We start from the raw sequence: 15872 nt of genomic DNA on the forward strand, positions 1-15872 counted from the left end.
GCGTGCACCCGGCAGGCGCGCGCGGCCTTGCAGCTGGCGTTAGAACGACACGCCGAGGTTCATGCCAAAGGTGGTGTAGGCGGTCTGGAAGCCATCGGGCTTGTGCAGCGGGCTGCCCACGAAACCTTCCCATTGCAGGTGGCGGGTGCCGCCGCGCAGGCCCAGCGCCATGCCGGTCAGGCGGTCGCCCAGCAGCCATTGAGTGGACGGGCCGCTGACCTTGCCATGGTCGACGGCCACATAGCTTTCGACGCTGCCGCCGAGCGCGAACGCCAGTTCGTTGCGCAACAGCCAGCCGCGCTCGCCGGTGAGCGAGACTTCCCCGTCGAAGCCGCGCACGGTGTAGCGGCCACCGATGGAGAAGCGGTCCTGCGGCACCAGCCGCGAGCGATTCCACTGCGCGCGCCAGCTGCCGGTGTAGCGCAGCGCCTGTTTTCCCCATTGCATCGGCACGGTCAGCTGCGCGTCGGCAGTGAATATCCTGCCGTGCGCAGTGCCTTCGCCGAAGCCCTCTTCGGGCGCCTGCAGCGCGCCAAACGCGCCGGTGCCGCGACGGTAGGCCAGGTTCGCGTCCACGGTGGCCCTGCCGATGAAATGGCGATGGGCCAGGCCCAGTTCCCAGCCGGCCATGCGGCGGCGCTGCACCAGAATTTCGGTGTCATCGATGAAGTTGTCCGATTCGCGGTACCAGCCGCGCGCATGCATGCTGGTTTTGGCGTGCGCATTGCGGAACAGCATGCGCGTGAGGCGCAGTTCGGCATTGCGGCTGGAGCCGCTGTACTCGTAGGTTTCGAACGCGCCGGCCACGGTCTGCTGGTAGTCGTACTCGCTGGCGTTGGCACCCAGCAGCCACCAGCCCATCGGCACGCTGTAGTGCGCGGCCCAGCTGTCGGTGCCGCGGGCGCTGCCGTTGAGCACCGACTTGCCTGCGTTGAAGTAGAACAGGTCGCTCAGGCCGGCCAGGTTGTCCAGCGACAGCGTGGCGCCGGCCTGCAGCTTGCCGGTGGAGGTGCTGCCGGCGTCGTCCAGGGTCAGGTTCAGGCGCGCCGGAGAACGCTGGCTCCAGCTGATCACCAGGTCGCTTTCGCCGGGCCTTGCCTGGGCGCTGTCCTGCGGCGGCGCGATCTGGATGTCGACCGAGGCAGTGGGCACGCGCTGCAGGTTTTCCAGCGCCTGTTCGATGTCGCGCAGGTTGAGCAGGTCGCCGGAACCCACCGACAGTGCGTTCCACAGCGCGGGTGTGCGGCCTTCGCCATTGGCAAAGCGCAGCGCATGGATGCGGCCGGGCACCACGGTGAGGGTCAAGGTGCCGGTCTTGAGGTCCTGCGGGGCGGCGAGGATACGGGTGGTGACGAAGCCGCGCGCAATGATGACGTTCTGCACGCGCTTCATCACGATGTCCACCCCGCCGGTGCCCAGGCAGCGGCCGCTGGCCGGATCATGCTTGGGGTCGGCGGCCTTCAGCGCCCAGCGAAAGCGTTCGGCCAGTTCGCCGTCGAGCGCGATGCGGTTGATGGTGAAGCAGGGCGATTCGTCGACGGGCAGGCGTCCCACCGCTTCCTCCGGCGCGGCCTGCAAGCGCACGTCGGTGGTGGTTTCCTGCTGCTCGCGCAGGACCCGCTCGCGCTCCTGCTGGCGCAGCAGCTCCTGGTCCGATGGCGTGGCCACCTGTGCGCCCACGGCGACGGGCATGCAGGCGATGGCAGCAGCCATGGCCAACCGCCAGCGCAGCGCATGGCTGCGTTCGAAACGTTTGTGTTGCACTTGTTCGCTCTTCCTTGAGAAAGAATCCCTGGCATGCGCCGACCAACGTGGCTGCCGACGGAGAACATTAAGGGAATGGCAAGCTACGAAACAGTGCCCAACACGACAATGTGCAGGACCTCATGAGCAGCTTCGGGGCGAAAGTGTGACTCAGATCCAGCCCATTACCCGGCTTGGCGAACCGGGCCTCGGGGCAAGAAAAAGCCGGCGGCCCTGGGGCCGCCGGCAGTGAGGTCAAGCGTCAGTGTCCGCTACGGCAGAGGCAGAAGCGCGGAAAAGTGTGATGCCGATCAGACCTCGTACGCCGATTCACCATGCGAGGTGACATCCAGGCCGGTACGCTCGGCTTCCTCGGTCACCCGCAGGCCGAACACCAGGCGCACCACCAGCAGGATGACCACGGTGACCACGGCGCACCACACGATGGTGAAGCCAACGCTGACCAGCTGCACCCATACCTGGTGGCCAATATCGAGGTCCGCCTTGGTGCCGCCCAGCGACTGCGCGCTGAACACACCGGTGAGCAGGGCGCCGACGATGCCGCCCACGCCATGCACACCGAACACATCGGCGGTGTCATCGACCTTGAGCAGGCGCTTGAGACCGGTGACGCCCCACACGCAGACCGCGCCGGTGACCAGACCGATCACGATCGCCCCCAGCGGGCCGACGGTGCCGCAGGCCGGGGTGATGCCGACCAGGCCGGCAACCGCACCGGACGCTGCGCCCAGCGCCGACGGCTTGCCCTTGCTCACTGCTTCGACCAACGTCCAGCCCAGCACCGCTGCGGCGGTGGCGAGGAGGGTGTTGATGAAGGCCAGCGAGGCCACGGTGTCGGCAGCGGCGGCCGAGCCGGCGTTGAAGCCGAACCAGCCCACCCACAACAGCATCGCGCCGATGTAGGTGAACGGCACGTTGTGCGGCTTCAGTGCGGTCTGGCCGTAACCGATGCGCTTGCCGACAAAGTACGCGGCAACAAGACCGGCCACGCCCGCGTTGATGTGCACCACGGTGCCACCAGCGAAGTCGATCGCGCCCATCGCGCCGAGGAAACCGCCGCCCCACACGATGTGGGCCATCGGGATGTAGCTGAGGGTGAACCACAGCGCCGAGAACAACAGCACCGCCTTGAACTTGATGCGTTCGGCGAACGCGCCGACGATCAGCGCGGTGGTGATGCCGGCGAAGGTGGACTGGAAGGCGACGAACAAATAATCCGGCAGGCCCTGGATCGGGGTGTTGCCGACCGAATCCGGGGTGAAGCCCTTGAGGAAGGCGAACTGGGTGAACGAGCCGAAGAACGGGTTGCCTTCGCTGAACACCGCGCTGTAGCCGTAGGCCACCCACAGCATCAGCACCAGCGAGAACACCACCACGATCTGGCTGAGCACCGAGAGCACGTTTTTGGAGCGAACCAGGCCGCCGTAGAACAGCGCAAGGCCCGGCACCACCATCAGCAACACCAGCAGGGTGGAGGTGAGCATCCAGGCGACATCGCCGCGGTCGTACGCGGGGGCGGCCTCTGCTTCGGCCACTGCCGGCGCAGGCGCGGCGGTTTCCGGCGTGGGCAGCGGTTCAACCGCCACCGTTTCCGACGGCGCCGGGCTGACCTGGGCCTGGGCATGCGCGGTGCCGGAGAAGGCACCCACGGCCAACGCGCTGAACAACATCAACAGGCACACCGCGTGGAACCGGGCTTGCCACCCGGTGAACAAGGAAGTCTTCATTGTGGGCTCCGAGTGGGGTTAGAGCGCGTCCGCGCCGAATTCGCCGGTGCGGATGCGGATGACCTGTTCGACGGCGGTGACGAAGATCTTGCCGTCGCCGATCTTGCCGGTGCCGGCGGCGCTCTGGATCGCTTCAACCACGGCGTCCAGGCGTTCGTCGGTCACCACGGTTTCGATCTTGATCTTGGGCAGGAAATCCACGACGTACTCCGCGCCGCGATACAGCTCGGTATGGCCCTTCTGGCGCCCGAAACCTTTTACTTCGGTCACGGTGATGCCCGACACGCCTGCATCGGAGAGGGCCTCGCGGACCTCGTCGAGCTTGAACGGCCGGATGATGGCGGAGATCAGTTTCATGCGCATGTCCCGATGGTGGATGGAACCGGCCCGGAAATGCAGGCCGGTGTCAGGTCAACCGGCGGCCACTCGCAGCCGACCAGAGATCGGCTCAACCGCGTGGTGGCTCCCCAGCCTTGGCGCGGTGCTGCAGAAGCGGTGGCGATGACGAAGGTGGGAGGGAAGTCCTTCGGCATCGCCACCTGTTGCTCAGTTGGCGTAGTACATCTGGTACTCGAGCGGGTGCGTGGCGGCGCGGAAGCGGGTGACTTCCTGCATCTTCAGCGCGATGTAGCCATCGATGAAGTCGTCGGTCATCACGCCACCGGCCTTGAGGAACTCACGGTCCTTGTCCAGCGCTTCCAGGGCCTGGTCCAGGCTGGAGCACACCTGCGGAATCAGCTTCTCTTCTTCCGGCGGCAGGTCGTACAGGTCCTTGTCGCTCGGCGCGCCCGGGTCGATCTGGTTCTTGATGCCGTCCAGGCCAGCCATCATCAGCACGGTGAAGGTCAGGTAGCCGGACTGGATCGGATCGGGGAAGCGCATTTCAATGCGGCGCGCCTTCGGGTTGGACACCCACGGAATGCGGCACGAGGCCGAGCGGTTGCGGGCGGAATAGGCCAGCATGACCGGGGCTTCGAAGCCCGGCACCAGGCGCTTGTAGCTGTTGGTGCCTGCGTTGGCGAAGGCGTTGATGGCCTTGGCGTGCTTGAAGATGCCGCCGATGTACCACAGCGCCAGCTGGCTCAGGCCGCCGTAGCCGTCGCCGGAGAACAGGTTGGTGCCGCCCTTGGACAGCGACTGGTGCACGTGCATGCCGCTGCCGTTGTCGCCGACGATCGGCTTGGGCATGAAGGTGGCGGTCTTGCCGTTGCGGTGGGCAACGTTCTTGATGACGTGCTTCATGCGCAGCAGTTCGTCGGCCTTCTGCACCAGGGTGCTGAACTTGGTGCCGATTTCGCACTGGCCGGCGGTGGCCACTTCGTGGTGCTGCACTTCGACTTCGATGCCGACCTGTTCCAGCGTCTTGCACATTTCAGCACGCAGGTCGTGCAGCGAGTCGGTCGGCGGAACCGGGAAGTAACCGCCCTTCACTGCCGGACGGTAGCCGCTGTTGGCGCCGTCGAACTTGTCGCCGGTGCTCCACGCCGCTTCTTCCGAATCGATCTTGAAGAAGGTGTTGCCCATGTCGTTGGCGAAACGGACCGAATCAAAGATGAAGAACTCCGGCTCCGGGCCGAAGAAGGCCTGCTCGGCGATGCCGGAGGACTTCAGGTAGGCTTCGGCGCGCTTGGCGATGCCGCGCGGGCAACGGCCGTACGGCTGCATGGTGGCCGGATCGAGGATGTCGCAGCTGATCACCAGGGTCGGGTCGGCGTAGAACGGATCGATGTAGGCGCTGGCCGGGTCGGGCAGCAGGACCATGTCCGATTCATTGATGCCCTTCCAGCCGGCGATCGAGCTGCCGTCGAACATCTTGCCTTCTTCAAACAGCGACGGTTCCACGATGCTGACCGGGAAGGTGACGTGCTGCTCGATACCGCGCATGTCGACGAAACGCAGGTCGATGAACTCGATCTGGTTGTCCTTGATCAGCTTCTCAACGTTTTCCACGGACATCGGTGAAACCTCAGATGGGTGATTGCCTGTGGGGATAGAGCAATCCCCGTGCCAACTTTTTGCGGCGCACAAGTGGTTGATTTCACACGGCGCGCACCCGGATGGGCGCTGAACGAGGCGCACCATTGCGGTGCAACAGCCGCACCGTGCACACATTTGGTGCGGCGCGTGATGTTTTATGATCGGTGCCAGCCGGGCACAGCCCGGCCACCCATTTCCAGCCCGAGTTATTGCCTGCCGATGTCCGACCTGCTCTCCGCCCTGTTGTTGGGCATCCTTGAAGGCCTTACCGAATTCCTGCCGATTTCCAGCACGGGCCACCTGCTGATCGCCCAGCACTGGCTGGGCGCACGCTCGGACTTCTTCAACATCGTGATCCAGGCCGGTGCGATCCTGGCCATCACCCTGGTGTTCCGCCAGCGCCTGTGGTCGCTGGCCACCGGCCTGCACGACCGCGCCAACCGCGATTACGTACTCAAGCTGGGCACCGCGTTCCTGGTCACCGCCGTGGTCGGCCTGCCGGTGCGGCTGGCCGGCTGGGAACTGCCCGAAACGGTGACCCCGGTGGCCTGGGCGCTGATCATCGGCGGTATCTGGATGATCCTGGTGGAGATGCGTACCGCCAGGCTGCCCGACCGCGACGAGGTGACCTGGAAAGTGGCGGTGCTGGTCGGCCTGGCCCAGGTGGTGGCGGGCGTGTTCCCGGGTACCTCGCGTTCGGCGGCGGCGATCTTCATCGCCATGCTGTTCGGCCTGAGCCGGCGCGCGGCCGCGACTGAATTCGTGTTCCTGGTGGGCATTCCCACCATGTTCGCCGCCAGTGGCTACGCGTTCCTGGAACTGGCCAAGGGCGGCAAACTGGCCAGCGAGAACTGGACCGACGTGGGCGTGGCCTTCGTTGCCGCCGTCATCACCGGCTTCGTCGTAGTGAAGTGGCTGCTGGGCTATATCAAGGCGCACCGCTTCACCGCCTTTGCGTTCTACCGGATCGCGCTGGGCGCAGGCCTGCTGCTGTTCCTGCCTGCCGGCAACTGAACGGCCAACCGCCGCTGCAACCCCACCGGGGGCGCTGCGGCGTTATTCCCCGGGTTCCCAAGGAGATGTCCATGAAACGTACCCGCACCCTGATGCTGATCCTGCCGCTGGCCCTGTTGGCGGCGTGCAGCAACCCCGCTTCCAGCGAGGCACCCGCCGGGCCCGGCCGCGACGACCTGGCACCGGCCCCGACCGCCGCAGCCGACCAGAAGGCCGCCGCGCAACTGGACGTGCAGCGCCTGCAGGGCAACCATTGGGTGCTCGACAGCGCCACCGACAGCGCTGGCAAGCGCATCGATGCGCTGTTCGCGCGCGCCGACAAGCCGGTCACGCTGGACTTCATCGATGGCCGCCTGGCGGTCAGCAATACCTGCAACCGGATGGGCGGCGGCTACACCCTGGCCGATGGCACCCTCACCGTTTCGCCGATGGCCTCGACCATGATGGCCTGCACCGACAAGGCGCTGATGGCGCTGGACCAGGCGGCGGGCTCGCGGCTGGAAGGCGCGCTGAAGACCGAGCTGGGCACCGAGGGCCAGCTGACCCTGCGCACCGCCAGCGGCGACGTGCTGGTGTTCAGCCCGCAGCCCACGGCCGAAACCCGCTTCGGCGGCCCGGGCGAAACGGTGTTCATTGAAGTGGCCGCGCAGACCAGGCCGTGCCCGCACCCGATGATCCGCGACAAGCAGTGCCTGCAGACGCGCGAGATCCAGTTCGATGAGAAGGGGCTCAAGCAGGGTACGCCGGGTGAGTTCGAGAACTTCTACGACGTGATCGAGGGCTATACCCACGAAGCCGGCACGCGCAATGTGTTGCGGGTGAAGCGCTTCAACGTGGCCAATCCGCCGGCGGATGCGTCGTCGAAGGCGTATGTGCTGGATATGGTGGTGGAGTCGGAGATCGTGAAGTAACCGACATTGCGTGGGCCGGCCAACGGCCGGCGCTACCGATGATCGCGCGCCGCGCGATCATCGTTTTCCGGCATTCCGGCGATTACCGTTTCCAGCATCCCGGCGATTACCGTTTCCGGCATTCTGGCGATTACCGTGGTCCGGTAGCGCCGGCCGTTGGCCGGCCCTCCGGATGCTGGATCACGCCAACGCCGGATTCAACGTGTAGGTGCCATGCAACGCTGCTTCGGCGAGCACATGGCCGTGCATGGCCTTATGCACATCAGCGGCGGTGAACGGCGTCGGCAGTTCCAGCTTGTCCACGTCCAGGGCGAACAGCCGGAAGAAATAACGGTGCACGCGCTCGTCGTTGAACGGTGGGTACGGGCCGTCATAGCCCAGGTACTGCCCGGCCATGTCCGGATTGCCGGCAAACCAGCCGGTGAAATCGTTCAAGCCCTGTCGCCCCCCTGCCGGACCGGCCGGCTTCGGCTTGCCCTTGGCGGTGAAGCCATCGCTGCAGCTGCCTTCGGCGATGGCGCGCAGGTCGCCGGGAATGTCGGCCATCGCCCAGTGGGTGAAGTCCGCGCGCGGCTGCTCGGAGGGCACGACGCAGTCACTGCGACCGACCGTTTCCGGCACGGTCGGCACATCCGGGTCGATGCACAGCAGGGCGAACGAGCGGGTGCCTTCGGGCACCTCGCTCCATGCCAGCGGCGGATTGCGGTTGGCGGCAAAGCCGTTGGCATCGCCGGCGGCGAAGGTGGCGGGGATCGGTGCGCCGTTGCGCAGGCCGGTGCTGGTAAGTTTCATTGCAACCTTCTCCTTACGCTTCCGGGTAGCCAAGCCGCACGGCGACCGGGGTGAGCTGGGCGAACGCGGCGGCCATGATGCTGTTGTACTGGCGCCAGTAGCCGGCCGGGAACCGTGCCGGACCCAGGGTCTGCGCGGGCGGGAAACTCACCCCGAACAGACCGCCAAGGTGCTCGGCCATCGCCACCGGGTCGTTGCCGATCTCGTCGAGGCGCACCAGCGCGTGCGGGTACAGGTCCTGCTCGTGCAACGTGGCGATCTGGGTCAGTGCGCGCGCCAGCCATTCGGCCGCTTCATTGACCGAGGTCACCGCAAACGGGGCCGGCGCACCGTGTGCCAGCCATTCCAGCAGCATGTCGCGCGGGTCGCGCAGGGCCAGCAGCAGGCGGCCTTCAGGCAGCTGCGGGCGCAGCGCCCACAGCAGCGCGTTGTCCCACCACAGCAGCCAGTCGATCACGTTGGCGTCGGCCAGGCCACGCGCCGGCAGCTGCCCGCGCCATTGTGCGATCAGTGCCTCCGGGGTCAGCTTGCCGGTCGAAAGGTCCTGCAGCGCGTGGTAGCTCTGGAAGGCGTCATCGGGCGGGTTGGCCCCGAAGCGGTCGCCGCGCAGCACTTGGCTGGCGGCGGCAATGGCCGCGATCACGCGTTCGACACCCGAACCGGGTGCGCCCCACACGAACATGGGGCGGGCACTGGTGCCTGCGGCGACCTCGCCCAGGTCCGGCCAGCTCAGCGGCGCCTTGGCCTGCGGCGGCAGCGGCAGGCGATTGGGCGCCTCGCTGGCATGCAGGCTCGTCCAGGTGGCGAGCGCGGCTTCGGGTTGTGCGGCACGGTCCTGCACCGAGCCCAACCACGCCCGCAGCCCTGGCTGCGCTTCGGGTGGGGCCCGCAGGACAAGCTGTTCGACATGCGCTACGGCGGCGGCGGGGTCTCGTGCCAGCAGTGTATCGACCAGCAGCGTTTCGCCGCTCGCCCGGCCCGGCTCAAGGGCGATGATGCGGCGAGCGATGGCCTCGGCCGCGTCGGGCTCGTCGGCCATGTCGTGCACGCGCATGCGCGTTTCCAGCGCGGCCATGTGGTCCGGCATCGCTTCGATCCAGCGATCGGCCACGGCCGCGGCATCGGCGCCGCCGACCGGGTCGATCGACAAACGGGCCAGCCACAGGTTGTGTTCCCGCGGGTGGGTGGCCAGGGCGGCGTCCAGGGTCTCGCGGGCCTGCGCTTCGCGGCCCAGGCGCTGCCAGGCCATCAGCAGCAGCTGCAGGGTCTGGCGATCGGCCGGCCACTGTTCCAGCACCGGCAGCAGGTGCTCCAGTGCCTGCAGCGGTTGGCCCGCCTGCAGGGCCAACTCGCCGGCCAGACGGCGCATGGCCGGGGTATCGGTTTCCGGCTGGGACAGCACCTGGTTCAACGTGGCCGCTGCGCTTTCGGTGTTGCCCTGGCGCAGTGCGAGCTGGATCAGCAGGCCTTGCAGCGAGGTGATGCCGGGATTGAGTTCGAGCACGCGGCGGAAGGCCTGCTCGGCAAAAGCCAGCATGTCCTTGCCCAGGTAGGCAAAGCCCAGGGTGTACAGGATGCGCGGGTCGTTGGGCAGCGCCTGGCTGGCGGCCGACAGCAGCGCCAGCGCGCGCTCGGCATCGTTTCGGCGCAGCGCGATCATGCCCTGCAGCGCAACCACTTCGGGGTTGTCTTCCTCGACCCGGTTGGCGGTGCGGGTGATCCGCTCGGCCTCGTCCACGTCGTTGCGCGACAACGCCAGGTGGGCCTGCATCAGGTAGGCCGACAGTTCGTTGGGGTTGAGCTCGGCGGTGCGGTCCAGCGCGGTGTTGGCGGCGTCGAACTGGCGCAGCGCCAGCAGCAGGCCGGCGTGCTGCAGGTGCAGTTCGGCGCTGTCCGGAGCCAGTGCGAGCCCACGCTGCAGGCTTTCCAGGGCGCTGTCGTACTGGCCCTGCTGCTGCAGGGCCAAGGCCAGCCAGCGGTGCGCCTGCGGCTGCTCCGGCTCGGCCTGGATCCATTCGCGCGCCAGCTGCGCGGCTTCTTCCGCTGCGTTGCGGCGCAGGGCTTGGATAATCGTGTCTTGCATGACGGTCCGGCTTGGGGTCAAACCCTGATTGTAGAACACCCGCGCCGACGCGCCGGACCGGCGATCAGCGCAGCGCTTCCAGACTCAGCCGCTGGGCCACCCAGCGTTCGGAGAAGCCATCGCCCCGCCAGTTTTCCAGGAACCCGCAGTGACCGCCCCACGGGGCGATCTCCAGCTGGGCATGGGCCGGCAGGCGCCAGCCGTTGAAGGTGGCATAGGGAATGACCGGGTCGTCCTGTGCCATCAGGATGTCGGCCGGCACTTCCAGCCCGGCCAGGCGATCGCCGGCGATGGAATAGCCGTCGAAGTACGCCTGCAGGGTGCCGAATTCGGTGTGGTGTTCGACCAGCCAGGCGGTCAGCGCGCGGATATCCAGCTTCAACACGCGGTCGTCCCAGTCGCTCAGTTCCGGGAACAGGTCGCGCTTGCGGCGCAGCGAACCGGCCCACTTGCGGCGGAAGTACCAGTCGTACATCGCCGGGCCGTTTTCGATGCTTTCCATGGTGATCGCCGGGTCCAGCACCGGGCAGACCGAGGCCACCCGGCGCAGCGGCACGCCGGCCGATGGCGCGCGCAACGCCAGGCGCAGCACGAAGTTGCCGCCCAGCGAATAACCGGCGGCCACCAGCGGCAGCTGCGGCCAGCGCCGGGCGATGTCGCCGGCCGCCTGCACCACTTCGTCGATGCGGTTGGAGTGGAAAATGCCGGGATTGAGGTGGTGGGTGTTGCCGTGGTCGCGGAAGTTCAGCCGCACCACGTCGTAACCGGCCTCGAGCATGCGCGCGGCGGTCATGCGCATGTAGCTGGATTCGGAACTACCTTCCCAGCCATGCAGCAGCAGCGCCATGCCGACCGGTTCACGGCCTTCGATGCGGCTGTGCCAGCCCTGCAGGCGCACGCCTTCGCCGCCGTCCAGGATCAGCTCTTCGGTGACCGCGCCGGTAGCGGCCAGCAGCACCAGGCCGCGCTGCATGCGCATGCGGCTGGAGCTGAGCATCGACTGCAGGTGCGGGTTGCGCAGCCAACGCGGCGGACAGTAGTCGGCAGCGGTCAACATGGGCGCGTGAAAGGGCGCCATCGCGCTAGCCGGCGTTCATGGCCGCCACGATGCGCGCGCGCGAGGTTTCCGCGATGCGTCGACGGCCTTCCAGATCATGGGTGCCAATGGGCGCAAGGAAATGTACCTCGGCCCGCCGTGCCGGTTCTCCCAGCAGGCGAAGGAAGTTGGCGAAGAAGCTTTCGCGGTCGCCGAACGCCACCACGGTCTGCGCGTCGCCGCGCACGCCGTAGCGCAGCGCGACCGGCTGCACCGGGACCTGGGTTTCCACCGCCGCCTGGAAGATGCGCGCGTGGAACGGGCCCACTTCATGGCCACCGCGGGTGCGCCCTTCCGGGAACACGCCCACGGCCTTGCCTTCCTGCAGGCGCTCGACCATGACCTGCATGACCCCACCGAGCGATTCGGTGCTGCCGCGCTGGTGGAAGATGGTCTGCCCGCGCGCGGCCAGCCAGCCCACCACCGGCCAACCGGCGATTTCGCGCTTTGCCACGAAGCCCATCATGCGCTGGCTGTGCAGCATGGATATGTCCACCCAGCTCACATGGTTGGCCACGAACAGCACCGCGCCCGGCAACGGCGTGCCGATGCGGTGCAGGCGGAAGCCGAAGATCCACATCAACCCACCCGACCAGGCATTCACCAGCAGGTGCTCAAGCGTACGACCACCCACGCGCAGGTTTCCCCACGGCGGCAGCATGCCGATCAGGAGCAGCGGCAGGAACAGCAACAGGTGGATCAGCAGCAGGGGAACGCGGTACAGGTAACGGCATACGCGCGCCACGCCGCCACGCGAGGCCGAAGGGGGGGAAGTCATCCGCGCACGATACCCGAGCGCTGCAGGGTCTGCCAGCGGCCGGCGCAACACAGCGTCCACGGCATGGCGCCACTCAGCCCGGGCGAACCGCCGGGACCACGGCCAGGGTCAGCCGCGAGGTGCAGACCAGCTTGCCGGCCTCGTCTTCGATGCGGATGTCCCACACGTGGGTGCTGCGGCCTACGTGCACGGCCCGGGCGGTGCCGGTGACCGTGCCAGCGCGCTGGGCGCGGATGTGGTTGGCGTTGATCTCCAGGCCCACGCAGACCTGTTCGCGGATATCCACGCACAGGTTGCCGGCACTGCTGCCCAAGGTTTCGGCCAGCACCACCGACGCCCCACCATGCAGGATGCCGTAGGGCTGGCGGGTGCGCGCGTCGACCGACATGGTCGCCTGGACCCAGTCGTCACCGGCGGCGGTAAAGACGATGCCGAGGTGTTCGATGAGCGTATTGCGGCTGAGCGCATTGAGCGACTCGATCGAGACCGGCTCGCGGAATACCTGGGACATGCAGCGCCTCCGTGGAACGAAAGGGGAATTACAGGATGGGCACCAGGCCGGCACCGAACGCGGTGAGCATGCGCACCAGCAGCCACTTCGGGCCGACGTTGACCTCGGGGAAATCGCCCACTGCCGTGTAGCAGGTGTGGAAGTCCGGGTCCTGGCGGCGCAGCGGCTCGGGGCAGCCCGGGCCGGGCTGGAATTCGTAGTCGGTGGCGTAGCGCCACGGCCAGAAATCGAGCACGGGCAGCGCCTCGGAAGCCTTGCCCACGCTGTAGTTCAGGCCCGACAGCACCGGTGGCTTGGTCCGCGGCGCCACTACCCAGGAGTTCCTGGGGTGGATGTCGCGCAGGATGCTCTGTGCCAGCGCTTCGGCAAACGCCGGGTCATCGATGATCACCGCGCCTTCGGTATTGTAGTTCTCGCTGCGCGGGTCGAAGTTGTGGGTGCCGATCACGCCGATGCGGCGGTCCACTACCAGGGACTTGGCGTGCAGGCCCATGCGCGCGCCGCTGCGGGTGACCGGCAGCGGTTTGTTCACGGCCTGGGTGCCCAGGAACGAGGGCCGGGTTTCAGCACGCAGCACGCGGCGTTCGACCACGCTGCCATCGGGGCGCCTGCGCGCGGCCGGGCCCGGGGTGGGTTGGCGGCGGTCGCTGGCGTCAACGTCGACGTCGGCGCTGGCGGTGTCGATCCCGGTGTCTGCCTCCGGATCGCTGTCGGCTGCGCGACGGCTGCTGCCACTGCCGCGCGCATTGCTGCCGGCCGCGCTGCCGCCCAGCAGGCTGCTGCGGCGGCCATCGCCATCGCTTGGCGCTACGCCCAGCGGGGCCGGCACCAGGTTGCGGTAATCCACCGGCGCATCCAGCGGGAACGGCTTGAACTCGTAGATGTTGAAGCCCAGCTCGCGCAGGTTGCGGCGTTTGTACTTGTAAGACAGCGCGTAGACGATCGGGTTGTCGGTGGCGGCCAGGCTGTTGGTGGAGACTACGATGCGCGGCGGCTGCTCGCGCTTGCGCAGTGCCTCGAACAACTTGCGCGCCGGCTTGGACAGCACCAGGTATGGGGTCTGCAGCAGCACCTCGCTCTGCGCGCCGGCAATCAGCAGATCCAGCTGCGGTTCGGTCACGTGCTGGCCGTTGGCCGGCTGGCTGGCGCGCTCGCGGCGGTGCTTGCGCGGCAGGTCGGCCACGTAACGCACCGAAGACACCGGCAGTGCGGTATCGACGAACATGCGCTGGATGTAGGCCGGGTCGACGGCTTCATCGATGACCTGCTCCACCCGTGCGGGGCGGCGGTAGTCGGCCGGCGGCATCGCAGGGGCGCCCTGCTTGAGCAGGGTGCGGCCGACATCGTTCAGGCGTTCGGCCGGCACGCTGCGCTGTGCGTGCCAGAACGCATCGAAGTTGGCCGCCATGCCGCGCGCTTCGGGGCCGGCCAGCAGCACGTCGCGGTCGCGGAAGTTGTACTCGCTGTCCCAGTCGTAATAGTCGTCCTGGTAGTTGCGCCCGCCCACCACGCCCAGCGCATCGTCGATCACCAGCAGCTTGTTGTGCATGCGCTGGTTGAAGCGGCGGAAGCAGCAGATCACGCTGCCGGCGTAATCGGCGTAGTTCAGCCGCGCCTTGCCGAAGGTCGGGTTGTACACGCGCAGCTCGAAATTCTGGTGGCTGCTGGCCAACGCGGCCAGGATCTCCAGGTCGGAGATTGCCGAGAGCTGGTCGATCAGCACCCGCACCTTGACCCCGCGCCGGGCAGCCGCCAGCAGTTCGTCCAGCACCAGCCGGGCGCTGTCGTCCTTGTCGAAGATGTAGGTCTGCAGGTCGATGCTGCGGGTGGCGCTGCGGATCAGGTTGATGCGCGCCACCAGTGCGGTTTCGCCCTCGTCCAGGATGGTGGCGTAATGGCGCGGGGCGTCTTCGGTGGATTCGCTGAAGGCCTGCCCACCCAATGCGCGCAGCGGCGAATCGAGCGCGCAGCGGTCGGGCTTGTCGCAATCCACGGTATGGGAGCGCGCCTGCGCCGCGATCCCGGCCGCGCGCTCGCGCTGTGCGTTGGACAGCGACGCACAGCCACTGCCCAGCAACAGGATTGCCAGCACCCCTACGCGCAACAATGGATTCACGGTTTCGGCGCCTCGTTGAGACGCGCACGCAAGACGAAAGTCACTCGATCACTCAGGGCTAGCTGCCAGCTGTCCATTCCATACCGGCCACGCTGGACGGTACCGCGGCTGACCACGTCGCAATCATACCCGGCCCGGAGGCAGGACGCCGGTTCGACCTGCAGGGTCTCGGGGTGGGACACCCCGCGCAGGATCAGCCGGCCATGGATGCCGCCGCCCCTTTCGGCCAGTTGTGGCTCGTAGGGCACCGAATCGAACTCCACCACCGGGTAGCGGCCCGCGTCGAAGAACTCCTCGCCACGCATCCAGCCGGTGTAACGCTCCTTGCCGGGAATCTCCACGTAGCCGGTGAACATGCGCAGGTGGACCTGGTGGCGGCCGTCGGACAGCACCTCGATGCGGCCTTCAAAGCGGGGGAACACCCCTTCGATGCGCTGGCCCAGCCGGGTGCGGATCTCGAAACCAAGGCGGGAGCGCGCCATGTCCAGCTCCAGCACCTGCCTGGGTGCGGCGTGGGCCGGGGGCAGGACCGGCACCGGGGGTTCGGCACGCGCCGCCCCCGCCGCCAGCCCGAGCAGACAGCACAACAGGGTAGGTACTGCTGTCACGGTTTACGGCCACCAGAACTGGGTCAATGTGGCCGAGCCGGGTTCGATGGGCGCGTCGCCCTCGAAGGAGAGGACGGCGATACCGCCAGGGGCCATGCCGCGGACTTCGCTGCTGGAGCCTTCGGCCAGGAGCGGTACCAGCTGCTCCAGACCGGGGTTGTGGCCCACGACAAGCAGGCGTTCGACGTCCCGCCTGTCATCTATAAGGCGGGCAAGGGTGCCCGGGGTCGCGTCGTAGACGCCATCCTCCAGCTTCTGTTCGGCGTACCCGATAACCCCCAGCACCGCCTCCAGCGTCTCGCGGGTACGGCGCGCCGGTGAGCACAACACGCAGTCCGGCGACAGATTGTTTTCCTTCAGCCACTTGCCGGCGGCTTCGGCTTCGGCCAGCCCGACCGGTGACAGGGGCCGGTCCAGGTCTTCCTGGCCGGTGCTTGCAGGTTCGGCATGGGCGTGGCGCAGCAGGATCAGTTCTCGCATAAGGCTCTCTTCTGG

14 protein-coding genes are annotated in these 15872 nt (G+C 67.4%); 2 read left to right on the forward strand and 12 right to left on the reverse strand.

Going from position 1 to position 15872, the window contains the following annotated elements; genetic code table 11:
• Window positions 1-39: 39 nt before the first annotated feature.
• From J7J08_RS06010 to glnA, 4 genes are all read right to left on the reverse strand, one after another.
• On the reverse strand, window positions 40-1713 hold the full coding sequence (locus J7J08_RS06010; RefSeq protein WP_214903078.1) for a ShlB/FhaC/HecB family hemolysin secretion/activation protein: 1674 nt from the start codon (window positions 1711-1713) through the stop codon (window positions 40-42).
• A gap of 341 nt (window positions 1714-2054) precedes the next feature.
• Window positions 2055-3491 carry an ammonium transporter gene (amt, locus tag J7J08_RS06015; RefSeq protein ID WP_214902650.1) on the reverse strand — a complete coding sequence of 479 codons (1437 nt, stop codon included), beginning with the start codon at window positions 3489-3491 and terminating at the stop codon, window positions 2055-2057.
• 18 nt (window positions 3492-3509) lie between these two features.
• Complete coding sequence (locus J7J08_RS06020; protein WP_214902652.1) at window positions 3510-3848, reverse strand: P-II family nitrogen regulator; 339 nt, start codon at window positions 3846-3848, stop codon at window positions 3510-3512.
• 189 nt (window positions 3849-4037) lie between these two features.
• Window positions 4038-5447 carry a type I glutamate--ammonia ligase gene (gene glnA / locus J7J08_RS06025; RefSeq protein ID WP_214902654.1) on the reverse strand — a complete coding sequence of 470 codons (1410 nt, stop codon included), beginning with the start codon at window positions 5445-5447 and terminating at the stop codon, window positions 4038-4040.
• Window positions 5448-5687: 240 nt separating this feature from the next.
• On the opposite strand from glnA, the gene J7J08_RS06030 reads away from it, so the two are divergent.
• The gene (locus tag J7J08_RS06030; protein ID WP_214902655.1) at window positions 5688-6482 is read left to right on the forward strand and encodes an undecaprenyl-diphosphate phosphatase; all 795 of its coding nucleotides are present in this window, start codon (window positions 5688-5690) and stop codon (window positions 6480-6482) included.
• Between the two features lie 71 nt (window positions 6483-6553).
• Window positions 6554-7393: an META and DUF4377 domain-containing protein gene (locus J7J08_RS06035; protein ID WP_251006460.1), complete on the forward strand. Its 840-nt coding sequence runs from the start codon at window positions 6554-6556 to the stop codon at window positions 7391-7393.
• Between the two features lie 180 nt (window positions 7394-7573).
• Here the strand turns inward: J7J08_RS06035 and J7J08_RS06040 are convergent, their stop codons facing one another.
• From J7J08_RS06040 to J7J08_RS06075, 8 genes are all read right to left on the reverse strand, one after another.
• A complete protein-coding gene (locus J7J08_RS06040) occupies window positions 7574-8185 on the reverse strand; it encodes a YbhB/YbcL family Raf kinase inhibitor-like protein (RefSeq protein WP_214902658.1) in 612 nt (203 codons plus the stop codon).
• Window positions 8186-8198: 13 nt separating this feature from the next.
• A complete protein-coding gene (locus tag J7J08_RS06045; RefSeq protein WP_214902660.1) occupies window positions 8199-10268 on the reverse strand; it encodes a tetratricopeptide repeat protein in 2070 nt (689 codons plus the stop codon).
• A 64-nt stretch (window positions 10269-10332) separates the two neighbouring features.
• Window positions 10333-11322 (reverse strand): alpha/beta fold hydrolase, encoded by a 990-nt coding sequence (locus J7J08_RS06050; protein WP_214903081.1) that lies wholly within the window; start codon window positions 11320-11322, stop codon window positions 10333-10335.
• Between the two features lie 28 nt (window positions 11323-11350).
• Window positions 11351-12142 carry a lysophospholipid acyltransferase family protein gene (locus tag J7J08_RS06055; RefSeq protein WP_214902662.1) on the reverse strand — a complete coding sequence of 264 codons (792 nt, stop codon included), beginning with the start codon at window positions 12140-12142 and terminating at the stop codon, window positions 11351-11353.
• A 73-nt stretch (window positions 12143-12215) separates the two neighbouring features.
• Window positions 12216-12653, reverse strand: a complete 438-nt coding sequence (locus J7J08_RS06060) for a hotdog fold thioesterase (protein ID WP_214902664.1) — start codon at window positions 12651-12653, stop codon at window positions 12216-12218.
• A gap of 28 nt (window positions 12654-12681) precedes the next feature.
• A complete protein-coding gene (locus tag J7J08_RS06065) occupies window positions 12682-14769 on the reverse strand; it encodes a phospholipase D family protein (RefSeq protein ID WP_214902666.1) in 2088 nt (695 codons plus the stop codon).
• Window positions 14766-15251 (reverse strand): YceI family protein, encoded by a 486-nt coding sequence (locus J7J08_RS06070; protein ID WP_214903086.1) that lies wholly within the window; start codon window positions 15249-15251, stop codon window positions 14766-14768. The genes J7J08_RS06065 and J7J08_RS06070 overlap by 4 nt, the downstream gene beginning before the upstream one ends.
• A gap of 129 nt (window positions 15252-15380) precedes the next feature.
• On the reverse strand, window positions 15381-15857 hold the full coding sequence (locus J7J08_RS06075) for a histidine phosphatase family protein (RefSeq protein WP_214902668.1): 477 nt from the start codon (window positions 15855-15857) through the stop codon (window positions 15381-15383).
• Between the last annotated feature and the right edge of the window lie 15 nt (window positions 15858-15872).

The sequence above is a fragment of the Stenotrophomonas sp. ISL-67 genome, assembly GCF_018612915.1.
Lineage (GTDB): Bacteria > Pseudomonadota > Gammaproteobacteria > Xanthomonadales > Xanthomonadaceae > Stenotrophomonas.

What these genes read in the sequence shown, in the direction of transcription:
- J7J08_RS06010 (WP_214903078.1), bottom strand. Translation starts at nt 1,713, where the DNA reads ATGGCTGCTGCCATCGCCTGCATGCCCGTCGCCGTGGGCGCACAGGTG.
- amt (WP_214902650.1), bottom strand. Translation starts at nt 3,491, where the DNA reads ATGAAGACTTCCTTGTTCACCGGGTGGCAAGCCCGGTTCCACGCGGTG.
- J7J08_RS06020 (WP_214902652.1), bottom strand. Translation starts at nt 3,848, where the DNA reads ATGAAACTGATCTCCGCCATCATCCGGCCGTTCAAGCTCGACGAGGTC.
- glnA (WP_214902654.1), bottom strand. Translation starts at nt 5,447, where the DNA reads ATGTCCGTGGAAAACGTTGAGAAGCTGATCAAGGACAACCAGATCGAG.
- J7J08_RS06030 (WP_214902655.1), top strand. Translation starts at nt 5,688, where the DNA reads ATGTCCGACCTGCTCTCCGCCCTGTTGTTGGGCATCCTTGAAGGCCTT.
- J7J08_RS06035 (WP_251006460.1), top strand. Translation starts at nt 6,554, where the DNA reads ATGAAACGTACCCGCACCCTGATGCTGATCCTGCCGCTGGCCCTGTTG.
- J7J08_RS06040 (WP_214902658.1), bottom strand. Translation starts at nt 8,185, where the DNA reads ATGAAACTTACCAGCACCGGCCTGCGCAACGGCGCACCGATCCCCGCC.
- J7J08_RS06045 (WP_214902660.1), bottom strand. Translation starts at nt 10,268, where the DNA reads ATGCAAGACACGATTATCCAAGCCCTGCGCCGCAACGCAGCGGAAGAA.
- J7J08_RS06055 (WP_214902662.1), bottom strand. Translation starts at nt 12,142, where the DNA reads ATGACTTCCCCCCCTTCGGCCTCGCGTGGCGGCGTGGCGCGCGTATGC.
- J7J08_RS06060 (WP_214902664.1), bottom strand. Translation starts at nt 12,653, where the DNA reads ATGTCCCAGGTATTCCGCGAGCCGGTCTCGATCGAGTCGCTCAATGCG.
- J7J08_RS06070 (WP_214903086.1), bottom strand. Translation starts at nt 15,251, where the DNA reads ATGGCGCGCTCCCGCCTTGGTTTCGAGATCCGCACCCGGCTGGGCCAG.
- J7J08_RS06075 (WP_214902668.1), bottom strand. Translation starts at nt 15,857, where the DNA reads ATGCGAGAACTGATCCTGCTGCGCCACGCCCATGCCGAACCTGCAAGC.